Genomic DNA, 14,147 nt, shown 5'->3' with positions numbered 1-14,147 from the left:
GTCGAGCCGTCACAGCCCGACGAGCGCCGCGCGCCCCTTCAGCGCTCGAGCGCGTGTCGCGGCGCTTCGCGAACGTCGCCTCGAAATCCTCGCGTCGCATCGGACGGGCGGCGAGCCGGGCAGCGCCCGTTGCGTGCCCGGGGTTCGGCGTCGACTGAGCGCGGTTCGACGCGCAGCCGCTCGTTCACGCTCGTCGCCTCGCCTTTAACCGCACCGTCATAGGCAGTTCGTATACTCGGTCCCCGCCGCGTTGCCTTGCAACGGACGAAATCGACCGAGGAAAAATCTTGCGGACTACGAAATCAATCAGAATCCTCGCGGCACGCCTGCTGCCCGTCGTCGCGCTGACGCTCACGCTCGCGAGCTGCGGCGGGGACGATCTGACGCCGGCTGCGCAGCGTTGGGCGATGCCCGCGAACGAGATGCCGCTCGGTCCGCAAGGCCTTGCGCAGGGCGTGTCGTCGCAATCCGTCGCGACGGGCGTCACTTATTACCAGATCAAGCGTGGCGCGCCGAGCGCGCCCGACTTCTGGACCGTCAACATCGGCTTTTACGCGACGCAGGCCGCGACGCAAACCGATGCGACGAACCTCGCCGCCGCCGGCTTCACGACGCGCGTCGACGCGTCGGCGGGCACCGACCTGCAGGGCAACGTGCTCGGCTACTGGCTGTCGGTCGGCCGCTACGCGGCGCAGGCCGATGCGACGGCAACCGCCGCGCAGATCGCGCAGGCGACGCGGAATCGCTACAAGCCCGGCACGCGGCATACGTCGCTCGCCGGCAATCCGACGACGGGGCCATGGATCGTCAACGTGCTCGCGATCGACCCGTCGCGGGCCGGCGCGGCGCTGTCGGTCGCGCTGCCGGGCGGCAACGATCTCGGCGCGGGCGGCGAGACGGTATCGGCGGCGCAGGCGCGCGTCAACGCGCTCGCCGGCATCAACGGCGGCTTCTTCACGAACATCAATCCGTTCGGCGCGCCGCTGCCGCCGCGCTCGCCCGTCGGCGCGACGATCGTCGACGGACGCCTTGCCGCCGCGGCGATCGGCAAGCGTCCCGGCCTGCTGCTCGCGCGCGACGCGAACGGCCGCCAGCGCGCGACGATCGTGCGCAACCTCGCGACGACGATCACGCTGACCGACGCACAGGGCAGCGCGATCGCGGTCCAGACGCTGAACCGGCCGATCCTCGGCACGGTCGTCAATTGCGGCGTGCAGGCGCAGACGCCGACGCGGGAGCCGGCGCAGGACACGGTCTGCACGAACTACGACGATCTCGTGATGTACGACGCGCTGTATCTGCGCGGCGGCGCGTCGAACACGCTCGTCGACGCCGGCTATCAGGGCGCGCGATACGAACTCGTGGTCGACGCGAACGGCGCCGTCGTCGGCGGCCACGCGACGCTCGGCGCGGCGCCGCCGCCGAACGGCTACGTGCTGCAGGGGCTCGGCGCGAGCGCCGCGTGGCTGCAGGCGCACGCGACGCCGGGCACGCGCCTCGCCGTATCGCAGCGGCTGTCGGCGAACGGTGCGGACTTGGCGCTCGCGTCGGGCACCTCGCTCGTCGAAGCGGGACCGACGCTGTCGGTGCCGAATCTCGCGCAGAGCGCCGCGCAGGAGGGATTCGCGCCGACGGTGGGCGGCGTCGACGCAGGCGAAGGCGGCGCGGCGAACGGCAACTGGTACAACGGCTGGTATGTTGCGCGCAACGGGCGCACGGCGGTCGGCGTCGCGGCCGACGGTACGATCCTGCTCGTCGAGATCGACGGCCGGCAGCCGGCGCTGAGCCTCGGCACGAGCATTCCGGAGACGGCGGCGGTGATGGCGTGGCTCGGCGCGACGTCCGCCGTCAATCTCGACGGCGGCGGCTCGAGCAACATGGTGATCGGCGGGAAGACGGTCGGACATCCGTCCGACACGACGGGCGAGCGAGGCGTCGGCGACACGCTGATGCTGTTGCCGAGCTGATGAAGAAGCCGCGCGCAAGCGGCGCGCGCGGCGTGGCGGTGTCAATGGCGCAGATCCGTCCTCGCCTGCTTCGCGCTCGCCGCGTCGTCCTGCGTCGCGTCGTCCGCGTCGGGGGGATCGTCGTCGCGCTCGGTCAGGAGCGCATCCACGTCGGCTGACGCAGCCGCCGCGCGCAACGCCGTGCAGCGTTGCGCGCGGCGGATGTCCGACAGCATCCGCCAAAGCCTCGTTGACTTGTTTTTCATCGTTCTCTCCCTGCCGATGTCGCCCGTGCCGGCGAGTTGTTTCAGTGTAGGATGCTTACGGGCGAACCGTAGGGAGAATGTGGCGCGCAAGTCACATGTCGAGGGAATTTACTAGTGCGCGGCGACCGCCTGCGCGTTGCGGCGCTCCGCTTCGCAGCGAAGATGCTCGCGCGACAGCTTGTTCATCAGCGGCAGCAGCAGCAGGCCGACCGCCATGCCGCCCGCCGCGAGCCAGCCGAGGCCCGTAAACAGCTCGATGTAGAGCGGCAGCGACGCGGTCGCGGGGAGATCGTTCGACGGCATCTGCGCGAAGTTCGCGACGACGCTGCCGAGATATTGAGATACGCCCGTCGCGACGAAGTACGCGCCCATCATGAAGCCGCCCATCCGGGCCGGCACGTAGCGCGCGATCATCGCGAGGCCGAGGCCGCTCACGAGCAGTTCGCCGAGCGAGTAGAAGCCGTAGCCCGCCACCATGAACCACGACGACACGCGGCCGTCGACCGCGAAGCGCCCGCTCATCGCGAACGCCAGGTAGCCGAGCGCGACGACGCCGAAGCCGAGCGCGTACTTCCCGGCGACGGGCAGATCGCGGCCGCGCTTCGCGAGGCCGTTGTAGATCGCGACGAGCACGGGGCTCAGCAGCATGATCCAGATCGGATTGAGCGCCTGGAACTGCGCGGCGCTCCACGTGAAGAGCGTCGTGCCGAACAGGATGAAGCGCGGATCGACGTTGCGCAGCGCGAACAGCGTGAGCGACGTCGACATCTGCACGTAGAAGACGAAGAACAGGATCACCTGCGCGATCAGCAGCAGCGCGGCGATGAGGCCCGCGCGCTCGGAGCGGTTCGACTTCACGATCATGTACGCGAAGATCGCGAGGATCGCGAATGCGGCGGTCCACACGCTCGCGACCGCGAGCTGCTTGTGGCCCAGCACGTACATCGTGACGAGGCCGAGCGCGACGCCGCCCGCCGCGACCGCGGCGAGACGCCGCCAGTGGACGGGCTCCGCGTCGGGCTGCGAGCCGATGTGCGCGAGCGTGCGATGCATCAGCACGAAATTGAGGATGCCGAGCGCCATGCCCGCGCAGCAGACGGCGAACGCCGCGTGCCAGCCCCAGTGATCCTTGATCCACGGCGTCGCGAGCATCGACGCGGTGGAGCCGATGTTGACCGCCATGTAGTAGATCGTGAACGCGCTGTCGATTCGCGCGTCGTCGCCTTCATAGATGCGGCGCACGAGGTTCGCGGCGTTCGACTTGAAGAGCCCGTTGCCGACGACGATCACGCCGAGCGACGCATACATGAACGCGAGATGATCGTTCGGAATCGAAAGCATCAGGTAGCCCGCGCACAGCACGATCGCACCGGCGATCATCGAGCGGCGCGCGCCGAGCACCTTGTCGCCGATCCAGCCGCCGATCGACGGCGACGCATAGACGAGCGCGGTGAACGCGCCCCAGGTCAGGTTTGCATGGCCGTCGGTGAAGCCGAGCTTGTCGACCATGAAGAGGACGAGCAGGGCCGCCATCCCGTAGTAGCCGAAGCGCTCCCACATTTCGATCAGAAAGACCGTGGTAAACGAGCGGGTCTGGGACACGCGAGTATTCATTGTGCACCTCCGGATTGAGCAGACGAAACGCCGCGCGCGACGGCGCGACGGATAGCGGGCGAGACGCCGGCCGCGACGCGGCGGCGGGCCGGGCCCGGCGGATCGGCGCTGGCGCGAGGGCGGTGCGGTGCGGGCGGCGAGGTGCGAAGGCGTGCGCGTGCGGCGCGCGACAAAGAGGAAAGGGATGTCATGTCGATAGGCAGGCAAGCGTCCGGATCGGGACGCAAGACGAGGCGCCGCGCGCAGCGGATAGGCCGCGCGCCGTCGCCGGTGAAAAACGGGCGGGCCGCGAGATCGTCGCGGTCCGCGAGGCGGCCGCGATTCTCGCGGCCTGTCGGATCTTCGTCACTCAGGGTAATCCCCGAAAAAGAGGGCTGTCTTCTTTGCTGCTCATGGTTGTGGGCTGATTGAAAGCCGTTTGCCGTCATCTGTGGCAACACGCGCAAACCCGCGTGGAGCTTGCCTGTGAAGACGGCGAGTCTGGCAAGATAGCGTGCTGTCTCGATCTCGGCGCCGCGGCTCGCGGCATCCGTTTCGTGCTGGCAGTGCTGCTCGAGACGACGAAGAGTAAGTCATATCTATCAAACTTCGTTATTTTCCATCAAACATTTTTTGACGATAAGATTTCGGCCTGCTATGGTTCCTTCCACTGAAAACACGCGGCCTGCCAATGCCGGCGTCGCGCTCGGTAGCAAGATTCGGGCGCTGCGGCAGCGGTTGAAGCGCACGCTCGACGAAACAGCGACTGCCGCGGGTATTTCCAAGCCGTTTTTGTCGCAGGTCGAACGCGGGCTCGCGTCGCCGTCCATCACGTCGCTGGCCGGCATCGCGCATGCGCTGGGCGTCACGGTGCAGTACTTCGTCGAGACGCCGAGCGAGGAGCGTTCGGTTTGCCGCGGCGATCAGTTGCGTTTCTTCAGCTTCGCCGATTCGGCGAACCTGTTTGCGCGGCTGACGAACGTGCCGGAAGGGCGCCAGCTCGAGGCGATTCTCGTGCGGATGCCGCCGGGGCAGAAACGGTCCGAGGTCACGACGCATGCAGGCGAGGAATTCCTGTATGTGATCGAAGGTGAAGTGTCGTTGACGCTGGAAGGCAAGACGTTCGTCCTGCACGCCGGCGATAGTGCGCATTACCAGTCGACGGTCCCGCATAGCTGGGTCAACACCGCGAAGATCGAGTCGGTGGTGGTCTGGGTCGGGACGCCGAGGTTGTTCTAAGGCGGGGCATTCCTTCGTTTCTTCGAACGGGGTGCCTGTCGAAAGCAACGTAAGGATGACTAACATGAAATACAGGCACCAGGGGCCCCCCGTTTCTTCGCAGCCTTAAGCGTTCTTCGCGCCGCGCCGCGCACGGCCTTGTGTCGCGCGTCGCTTTCCCGCTACCACTACCAATCGCACACGATGAAACACACGCATGCCTTCGCGGCCGTGCTGGCCGCGCTCGCCCTGACCACGGCGCCGTTCGCCTCGGCCGTCTCCGTTCCCTCGAATGTCGTTCTCTCCGATCAGCAGGATCTGACGCGGCAGGTGCCCGCCGAAATCGAATCGCTCGATCCCGGTCACATCGAATCGTGGACCGGCAACACGATCGGCCTCGATCTGTTCGAAGGGCTCGCGCGCATCGCCGCGGACGGAAGCGTGGTGCCGGGCGTCGCGCAGTCGTGGGAGCACAAGGCGCCGGATACGTGGATCTTCAAGCTGCGTCATGACGCGAAGTGGAGCAACGGCCAGCCGGTGACGGCCGCGAATTTCGTGTATTCGTGGCAGCGTCTCGCCGATCCGAAGACGGGCTCGAAGTACACGATCCTCGTCGAGTTCGTGAAGAACGCGTCGGCGATCATCGCGGGCAAGCAGCCGCCGACGAATCTCGGCATTCGCGCGGTCGACCCGTACACGGTCGAAGTGAAGACCGAGGTGCCGGTGTCGTACTTTCCCGAGCTGACCGCGATGGCGCCGCTCGCGCCCATCAACAAGGACACGGTGACGAAGTTCGGCGGCGCATGGACGCAGCCGAAGAACATCGTGAGCAACGGCCCGTACACGCTCGTCGACTGGCAGCCGAACAACCGGATCGTGATGGCGAAGAGCGACAAGTACTGGAATGCGCGCAACGTCGTGATCCGCAAGGTGACCTATCTGCCGATCGAGAACGACGAGACGGCGCTGCGGATGTACCAGGCGGGCCAGATCGACTACACGTACTCGATTCCCGCGGGCGGCTTCGGCCAGGTCAGCAAGCAGTTCGGCAAGGAGCTGCGGCCGGGGCTGCAGCTCGCGACGTACTACTACTACCTGAAGAACAGCGATTCGGCGCTGAAGGACAAGCGCGTGCGCGAAGCGCTCGCGATGGTGCTCGACCGCGAGATCCTGACGTCGAAGATCACGCAGGCGGGCGAAGTGCCGATGTACGGGCTGATGCCGAAGGGCGTGAAGGGCGTGCAGCGGCCGTTCACGCCGGACTGGGCGTCGTGGCCGATGGGCAAGCGCGTCGAGTATGCGAAGAGCCTGCTGAAGCAGGCGGGCTACGGCGACTCGAATCCGCTCACGTTCACGCTCACCTACAACACGAATGACCTGCACAAGAAGGTTGCGCTCTTCGCGGCGTCCGAATGGCGCACGAAGCTCGGCGTGACGGCGAAGCTCGAGAACGTCGAGTTCAAGGTGCTGATGAAGCAGCGTCATGACGGCAAGGTGCAGGTCGCGCGCGACGGCTGGTTCGCCGACTACAACGACGCGATGACCTTCTTCGATCTGATCCGCTGCGGCAGCCCGCAGAACACGGTCGGCTATTGCAATCCGAAGGTTGACGCGCTCGTCGCCGAAGCGAATCAGAAGCTCGACGACAGCTCGCGCACGGCGCTCCTCACGCAGGCGCATGACCTCGCGATGAGCGAATATCCGATGGTGTCGCTCTTCCAGTATTCGGCGGACCGTCTCGTGAAGCCGTATGTCGGCGGCTACACGCTGACGAACTACATCGACATGCGCGCTTCGCAGGACATGTATCTGACCAAGCACTGAGCGGAGCCGATCATGCTGGCCTATGCATTGCGGCGCACGCTGTGGGCGGTGCCGACGATTCTCGCCGTCATCACCGTCTGCTATCTGCTGCTGCACTTCACGCCCGGCGGGCCGTTCGACAGCGAGAAGCAGCTGTCCGCCGCGACGCTCGCGAACCTGAACGCGAAGTACCACCTCGACGAGCCGATGTGGAAGCAGTACCTGCTGTATCTCGGCTCGCTGCTGCACGGCGATCTCGGTCCGTCGTTCCGTTATACGGACTGGACCGTCAACGATCTCGTGCGCAAGGCGCTGCCCGTGAGTCTCGGCGTCGGCGGCGTGTCGATTCCGCTGTCGATCGTGCTCGGCGTGCTGCTCGGCACGATCGCCGCCGTGCGGCGCGACAGCATTGTCGATCGCGTCGTGATGCTGATCGGCAACTTCGGCAACGTGATTCCGCCGTTCGTGCTCGGCCCCGTGCTCGTGCTGATCTTCGCGATCCTGCTGAAGACGTCCGAGGGTGCCGGCTGGCTGCCCGCGGGCGGCTGGGGCGACGGCGGCTGGCGCTATCGCGTGCTGCCCGTCGCGCTGCTCACGCTGATCAACGTGTCGCTGCTCGCGCGCGTGATGCGCGGGTCGATGATCGAGACGCTGTCGAGCAACTTCATCCGCACCGCGCGCGCGAAAGGCCTGCCCGGCCGCACGATCGTGATGCGCCATGCGCTGAAGCCCGCGCTGATGCCCGTCGTGTCGCTGTTCGGCACGGTCTGCATCTCGTCGATCACCGCGGCTGTCGTGACCGAATCGGTGTTCGCGCTGCCGGGCCTCGGACAGCTCGTCGTCAACGGCGCGATCAATCGCGACTACACGCTCGTACTCGGTCTCGTCGTGCTGACGACCGTCTGCGCGGTGCTGTTCAACCTGCTGGTCGACCTCGCGTATGCGTGGCTCGATCCGCGCATCCGTTATTGAGAGGGCGACGCGATGACGCCTGTTTCCTCTTCGATCGAGCTGCCTCGGCCGGCCGATACGCCGCCGCGCTCGCGCACGCCGCTCGAGCTCGCCGCGCGGCGCTTCGTGCGCAACCGCGCGGCGCTCGCGAGCCTTGCGGTGCTCGTACTGATCGCGCTCGCGTGCTTCGTCGGGCCGCTTCTTTCTCCTAACGATCCCGCCGCGAGCGACTGGTCGTCGATCAGCCTCGCGCCGACTCTCGCGAACATGCACTGGTTCGGCACCGACGAGCTCGGCCGCGATCTGCTCGTGCGCACGCTGATCGGCGGGCGCGTGTCGCTCGAGGTCGGCTTGCTCGGCACGTTCGTGTCGGGGCTCTTCGGCGTCGCGTGGGGCGCGATCGCGGGCTTTGCCGGCGGGCGCGTCGACGCGACGATGATGCGGGTCGTCGACATGATGTATGCGATCCCGTATCTGCTGATCGCGATCCTGATGATGACGCTGTTCGGCCGCTCGTTCATCCTCGTCGTGCTGACGATCAGCGCGTTCTCGTGGCTCGACATGGCGCGCGTCGTGCGCGGCCAGACGCTGTCGCTGCGCACGCGCGAGTTCGTCGACGCGGCGCGTGCGATCGGCGTCGCGCCCGCGACGATCGTCCGGCGCCACATCGTGCCGAATCTGCTCGGCGTCGTCGTCGTCTACGCGACCGTCAGCGTGCCGACGATCGTGCTGACCGAATCGGTGCTGTCGTTCCTCGGACTCGGCGTGCAGGAGCCGATGACGAGCTGGGGCGTCCTGATCCAGGACGGCGCGCAGAAGCTCGAAGCGATGCCGTGGCTGCTCCTCGCGCCGGCGGTGATGCTGTGCGTGACGCTCTACTGCGTGAACTTCGTCGGCGACGGTCTGCGCGACGCACTCGACCCGAAGGACCGCTGAGATGGCGCTACTCGAAGTCAGGAATCTAGGCGTGCGCTTCACGCGCCGGGAAGGCGAGCCGGTTGACGCGGTGTCGGGGGTGTCGTTTTCGCTCGAAGCGGGCAAGACGCTCGGCATCGTCGGCGAATCGGGCTCCGGCAAGAGCCAGACGGTGATGGCGCTGCTGGGCCTGCTCGCGGGCAACGGCTCGACGTCCGGCGAAGCGCTGTTCGACGGCGAGAATCTGCTCGAAATGAGCATGCGGCAGTTGAACGAAGTGCGCGGCAACCGGATCGGGATGATCTTCCAGGATCCGATGACCTCGCTCAATCCGTTCCTGACGATCGAGCGGCAGATGACCGAGAGCCTGCAGCTGCATCGGAAGATGTCGCGCAAGGACGCGATCAGGCGCGCGATCGAAGCGCTCGAAGCAGTCAGGATTCCTGACGCCGCGCGCCGGATCCGGATGTACCCGCACGAGTTCTCGGGCGGCATGCGCCAGCGCGTGATGATCGCGATGGCGCTGCTGCTCGAGCCGGAGATCCTGATCGCCGACGAGCCGACGACCGCGCTCGACGTCACCGTGCAGGCGCAGATCATCGAGCTGCTGCGCGAATTGAACCGCGAGCACGGCACGTCGATCGTGCTGATCACGCATGACATGGGCGTCGTCGCGGGGCTCGCCGACGACGTGATGGTGATGTATGCGGGCCGCACGGTCGAATACGCGAGCGCCGATGCGATCTTCTCCGCGCCGTCGCATCCGTACACGATCGGCCTGCTGAACGCGCTGCCGAGACTCGACGCGCCCGACGACACGCCGCTCGTCGCGATCCCCGGCAGCCCGCCGCTGCCCGGCCAGGGCATGCTCGGCTGTGCGTTCGCGAAGCGCTGCTCGCATGCGTCCGATCGATGCGGCGCCGAGCGCCCCGAGCTGACTGCCTATTCGGACACGGGCGCCGTGCGCGCGTGTCATCGGCCCATCGCGGAAATCATGGGAGGGCTGCGATGAGCGCCGCGACCGATCTCGTTTCTTCTACTTCCTCGTTCGTTTCCGCTTCGCCGGATGCGCCGGGCGGCGTCGGAACCGCCGGTGTCGGTGCGCCCGACGCCGGCGCGCGAAGCAACGACACATCGCACGACGTCGATGCGCTGTTGTCGGTGCGCGATCTCAAGGTGCATTTCCGCGTGCCGCTCGGCGGCTACCCGTGGTCGCCGAAAGGCACGCTGCGCGCGGTCGACGGCGTGTCGTTCGACGTGAAGCGCGGCGAGACCGTCGGGCTCGTCGGCGAATCGGGCTGCGGCAAGTCGACGCTCGCACGCGCGCTGATCGGCCTCGCGCCGATCACGGCGGGCACCGTGCAATGGCGCGGCGAGCCGATCGCGAGCGGTGCGCGCCGCGACGCGCGCAAGATCCGCCGCGAGATGCAGATGATCTTTCAGGATCCGCTCGCGTCGCTCGATCCCCGGATGACGATCGAGCAGGTCGTCGCCGAACCGCTCGTCACGCATCGGCCGGGCATCGGCCGCGAAGAAGTGCGCCGCCGCGTGCTGACGATGCTCGAGCGCGTCGGTCTGAACGTCCATCATCTGCTTCGTTATCCGCACGAATTTTCCGGCGGCCAGTGCCAGCGCGTCGGCATTGCGCGCGCGTTGATCGGCGAGCCGCATCTCGTGATCTGCGACGAGCCCGTGTCCGCGCTCGACGTGTCGATCCAGGCGCAGATCGTCAACTTGCTGCGCGATCTGCAGCGCGAGCTGTCGTTGTCCTATCTGTTCGTCGCGCACGATCTCGCGGTCGTCAAGGCGATCAGCCAGCGCGTGCTCGTGATGTATCTAGGCCGCGTGATGGAATTCGGCACGCGCCGCGACGTGTACGGCGCGCCTCAGCATCCATACACGCGCGCGCTGCTCGCCGCCGCGCCGACGCCGGAGCCCGCGCGCGAGCGCGCGCGGCGGCCGCTGTTGCTCGCGAGCGAGATGCCGTCTCCGCTCGATCCGCCGTCGGGCTGCGCGTTTCGCACGCGGTGTCCGGAAGCGATCGACGCCTGCGCGCGCGAGGTGCCGCAGCCCGAGGTGCGCGGCGGATCGGCCGCGCGCGTCGCTTGCATTCGGGCCGGCGCCGCCGGCGCGCAGCGCTGAGCAGTACCGACAAAGACACAACAAGCCAACAGGGGTGTGGACGGCGCGGATGATCTTCGCGTCGCGGGAAGACGCGTCGTCACGGCGGCGCGTCGGGGTGTCGCCGGCCGCGATGCGCGGCCGGCGAGTGGGTTGTCAACATAAAAAGAGAAGCGCAATGACACAACATCAATCGATGAAGAGGGTCGCGCGAGCAGTCCTGCTCGCGTGGGGACTGCCGATGCTCGCCGGCGTGTCGATCGCAGGCGCGGCGCGTGCGGATGACGCGGCGCCGGCCGCGCCGGCGAAGGCGGCGCCCGCCGCGACGCTTGCGCAGCAGGCGACGACGCCGAACGCGATCATCAACGCCGACGCCACGCAGGAGGTCATGCCGCCGGAGCCGGTGTCGAGCCAGTCGAAATCGAAAGGCTTCATTGCCGACAGTCATTTCGACGTGCTGTTCCGCAACTACGCGGACGTGCTCGATGCGAAGGGCGGGCCGCATCGCCGCGCGTGGATCCAGGGCGTGATGGCGAACTTCGAGTCCGGCTATACGGGCGGGCTGATCGGCTTCGGCGTCGACGCGTCGATCTACGCGGCGCTGAAGCTCGACGGCGGCGCGGGCGCGGGCAACATGGTGCACATCGCGAAGGGCGGCGGCGGCTCGAACCAGCTCGCTTGGGCGTTTCCCGGCATCTATGACGTGAAGGCGCGCATTTCGAACACCGTGATCAAGTACGGTTTGCAGGCGGTCGACAATCCGTTCTTGGAGCAGCACGACAACCGCGCGCTGCCGCCGACGTTCCTCGGCGCGACGATCGTCAGCAACGAATTCAAGAACGTGATGCTCGAAGCGGGCAGCTTCACGAAGACGAACGCGCGCGGCCACACGACGCTCACGAACCTGACGACCCAATACGGCGGCACGCGCGTCGATCGCTTCACGTACCTGGGCGGCACCTGGGATTATTCGTCGACGGGCTCGGCGTCGTTCTATGCGGGCCAGGCCGACGACGTATGGCGCCAGTACTACGGCTCGGTCAAGCAGAGCTACGGCTCGCCGCAGACGGTCAAGTGGACGGGCTTCGGCAACTTCTATTCGACGCACGACACGGGCGACGCGCGCCAGGGCAAGATCGACAACAACGCGTACAGCTTGTCGCTCGCCGCGCAGCACGGTCCGCACGAACTGCTGCTCGGCTATCAGCAGGTGCTCGGCGATCAGTTCTTCGATTACCTGAACGAAACGAACGGCATCTTCCTTGTCGATTCGATGGACGTCGACTACAACGCGCCGCACGAAAAATCGCTGCAGTTGCGCTACACGTTCTACGGCAAGGAGGCGGGGCTGCCCGGCTTCAAGGCGATGGTGTGGGGCGTGACGGGCTGGGGCGCGGATGGCTCCGCGAGCGCGGCGCTCGATCCGACGCGCTCGAGCATCTACTGGAAGGACGGCGCGCCGGTGCAGGGCCGCCATCACGAGTTCGGCTTCATCCCGTCATACACGATCCAGAGCGGCAAGTTCAAGGACACGAAGATCACGTTCATCGCGATGTGGCACGTCGGCTCGACGCACTACTCGGACAGCACCAACCAGGAATACCGGCTGGTCGTGAACGTGCCTGTGAAGGTGTTCTGAGCATTCCGAAACGATTCGGGCGGCGGCGCGGGCTCGGCTGCCGCCCGACATCGACATCTCCGCGGCGGTGCGCGGCACGCGTCCGCACGCGCAAGCCGCCGCCGTTCGCCGCGCCCCGCGCGATGCGCGCGCACGCAGCCGCGCATCCGTTCGATCAGGCGGTCTTCGGCGCGGGTGCGAGCACCGCTTCGCTCGCCGCTTGCGGATCGAGCTCGATCAATTGCCGGCCCGTGTCGCGCCATGCGTCGAGGCCGCCGCGCAGCGCGAGCGCGTCGGCGAAGCCGGCCTGCTTGAGGCGCTGAGCCATCAGCGCCGCCGTCACCTCGTTCGGGCACGAGCAATAGATCACGAATTTCTGCGTCGCCGGATAGTGCGCGACGATGTCGCGCAGATCGCGTTCGTCGGCGAGTTGCGCGCCCGGGATTGCGTACGGATCGAGCTTGCGGTGTTCGGGCGAGCGCGCGTCGACGATTACCGGCGCGGGATCGGCTTGCAGCAGCTGGTCGAGTTCGTCGACGTCGATCCGCGCGTTCGCGAGCTGGCGAATCAGCGCGCGACGGCGCATCCAGCGCACGGCCGTATAGAGCGCGAGCAGCGCGACGATCACGACGAGCACCGCGCGGCCGAGCCGGTTCGCGCCGGTGAAAAGCCAATCGATCTGTTTCGCGAACGCGAACCCGACGGCGATGCCGCAGCTTGCCCACAGCAGCGCGCCGAGGCCGTCGTAGCCGACGAACGTTCGATAGCGCGTGCCGAGCGCGCCCGCCATCGGCACCGAGATCAGCGACAGACCGGGGATGAAGCGCGCGACGGCGAGCACGCGCACGCCCCAGCGGCCGAAGAAGCGTTCGGTTTTTCTCACGCAGCTGTCGCGCGACAGCGAAAGCTTGCATAAGGTTTTCAGCGCACGGCCGCCGAAATGCCGACCGGCGATGTACCACGCGGTGTCGCCGATCAGCGCCGCGAGCACCGCGAGTGCGAGCACGGGCGCGAGCTGCGCGCCGATCGCGTCCGGATGCAGCGTCGCCATTGCGCCGAACAGCACGAGCGTCGGCATGGCCGGCACGGGCAGGCCGATCGCGGCGGCGAGCACGTTGGCGAACACGATGAGCGGCCCGAAACGGGCGACGAGATCATGAAGCATGACGAAATGATGAAGGGTCGCCGCGAGAAGCGCGCGGCATGGAGCGCGTAGATGTGCCGATTATCGGCTATTTTCGGGAAGGGGATCACAGCGCGCGTCGGCGCGCGGCGCAGACGGTGAGGGCGCGGGCCGGCCGCGGCCTCACCATGACTGGGGGATCAGGACGTCGTGCTGCGGACGGGCGGAATGGTGCCGTGCGTTTCACCCGGCAGTTCCGCGCCGTGCGAACGAATCGCGGCGATCAACTCGGCGGGCGTGATTTCGTAGCGTACTTCCCGATGGATGCCGGGCTTGCGTTCGTCGATTTCGATGAGCAGTACGCTTTTGCCGTCTTCGGTGGCCGCAAGACGCAGCGAGCGATGCTCGCGACCGTCGGCCGGATCGAATTCGGTTAGCAGGGTCATGGCCCCGGAAGAACCGGTCGTGCGCATTGAACGTGTCCTCGTATCGTGAAGTAGGAAATGTTGCTTTGCGGACTGCTTGAATGCAGTTTAACCGAACCGGGCGGCGGCAATGAGAATTTCGCGAGGCGTTCGACCGGTATGGCCGGA

13 protein-coding genes are annotated in these 14,147 nt (G+C 67.0%); 9 read left to right on the top strand and 4 right to left on the bottom strand.

The window, feature by feature from the left end; all coding sequences use genetic code 11:
• Nucleotides 1-287: 287 nt before the first annotated feature.
• Complete coding sequence (locus BG90_RS19345) at nt 288-1,967, top strand: phosphodiester glycosidase family protein (protein WP_010120786.1); 1,680 nt, start codon at nt 288-290, stop codon at nt 1,965-1,967.
• A 41-nt stretch (nt 1,968-2,008) separates the two neighbouring features.
• Here the strand turns inward: BG90_RS19345 and BG90_RS19340 are convergent, their stop codons facing one another.
• Nucleotides 2,009-2,212 (bottom strand): hypothetical protein, encoded by a 204-nt coding sequence (locus BG90_RS19340; RefSeq protein ID WP_025990396.1) that lies wholly within the window; start codon nt 2,210-2,212, stop codon nt 2,009-2,011.
• 111 nt (nt 2,213-2,323) lie between these two features.
• A complete protein-coding gene (locus tag BG90_RS19335; RefSeq protein ID WP_010120785.1) occupies nt 2,324-3,826 on the bottom strand; it encodes a peptide MFS transporter in 1,503 nt (500 codons plus the stop codon).
• Nucleotides 3,827-4,233: 407 nt separating this feature from the next.
• Here BG90_RS19335 and BG90_RS37885 point away from each other — a divergent pair, with 407 nt between their 5' ends.
• The 8 genes from BG90_RS37885 (at nt 4,234) to BG90_RS19300 (ending at nt 12,452) form a co-directional block, all read left to right on the top strand.
• The gene (locus tag BG90_RS37885) at nt 4,234-4,479 is read left to right on the top strand and encodes a hypothetical protein (protein WP_010110656.1); all 246 of its coding nucleotides are present in this window, start codon (nt 4,234-4,236) and stop codon (nt 4,477-4,479) included.
• The gene (locus tag BG90_RS19330; protein WP_025990395.1) at nt 4,463-5,044 is read left to right on the top strand and encodes a cupin domain-containing protein; all 582 of its coding nucleotides are present in this window, start codon (nt 4,463-4,465) and stop codon (nt 5,042-5,044) included. The genes BG90_RS37885 and BG90_RS19330 overlap by 17 nt, the downstream gene beginning before the upstream one ends.
• A gap of 183 nt (nt 5,045-5,227) precedes the next feature.
• Complete coding sequence (locus BG90_RS19325; protein WP_038802117.1) at nt 5,228-6,847, top strand: peptide ABC transporter substrate-binding protein; 1,620 nt, start codon at nt 5,228-5,230, stop codon at nt 6,845-6,847.
• Nucleotides 6,848-6,859: 12 nt separating this feature from the next.
• Nucleotides 6,860-7,798 (top strand): ABC transporter permease subunit, encoded by a 939-nt coding sequence (locus tag BG90_RS19320; RefSeq protein ID WP_010120777.1) that lies wholly within the window; start codon nt 6,860-6,862, stop codon nt 7,796-7,798.
• A 12-nt stretch (nt 7,799-7,810) separates the two neighbouring features.
• Nucleotides 7,811-8,713 (top strand): ABC transporter permease, encoded by a 903-nt coding sequence (locus BG90_RS19315; RefSeq protein WP_010120775.1) that lies wholly within the window; start codon nt 7,811-7,813, stop codon nt 8,711-8,713.
• Nucleotide 8,714: 1 nt separating this feature from the next.
• Nucleotides 8,715-9,704: an ABC transporter ATP-binding protein gene (locus tag BG90_RS19310; protein WP_010120773.1), complete on the top strand. Its 990-nt coding sequence runs from the start codon at nt 8,715-8,717 to the stop codon at nt 9,702-9,704.
• Nucleotides 9,701-10,834, top strand: a complete 1,134-nt coding sequence (locus BG90_RS19305; protein ID WP_010120771.1) for an ABC transporter ATP-binding protein — start codon at nt 9,701-9,703, stop codon at nt 10,832-10,834. The genes BG90_RS19310 and BG90_RS19305 overlap by 4 nt, the downstream gene beginning before the upstream one ends.
• Nucleotides 10,835-10,991: 157 nt before the next feature.
• Nucleotides 10,992-12,452, top strand: a complete 1,461-nt coding sequence (locus BG90_RS19300) for an OprD family porin (protein ID WP_038801648.1) — start codon at nt 10,992-10,994, stop codon at nt 12,450-12,452.
• A gap of 154 nt (nt 12,453-12,606) precedes the next feature.
• Here the strand turns inward: BG90_RS19300 and BG90_RS19295 are convergent, their stop codons facing one another.
• Together BG90_RS19295 and BG90_RS36480 are read right to left on the bottom strand one after the other, a co-directional pair.
• The gene (locus BG90_RS19295; protein WP_010120769.1) at nt 12,607-13,596 is read right to left on the bottom strand and encodes a DedA family protein/thiosulfate sulfurtransferase GlpE; all 990 of its coding nucleotides are present in this window, start codon (nt 13,594-13,596) and stop codon (nt 12,607-12,609) included.
• Nucleotides 13,597-13,754: 158 nt separating this feature from the next.
• Nucleotides 13,755-14,027: a hypothetical protein gene (locus tag BG90_RS36480; protein WP_010110645.1), complete on the bottom strand. Its 273-nt coding sequence runs from the start codon at nt 14,025-14,027 to the stop codon at nt 13,755-13,757.
• Nucleotides 14,028-14,147: the final 120 nt, after the last annotated feature.

It is taken from the genome of Burkholderia oklahomensis C6786 (genome assembly GCF_000959365.1).
Taxonomy (GTDB): Bacteria; Pseudomonadota; Gammaproteobacteria; order Burkholderiales; family Burkholderiaceae; genus Burkholderia; species Burkholderia oklahomensis.
The sequence above is the reverse complement of the archived record's forward strand: the minus strand, read 5'-3'. Positions and strand labels throughout refer to the sequence as shown.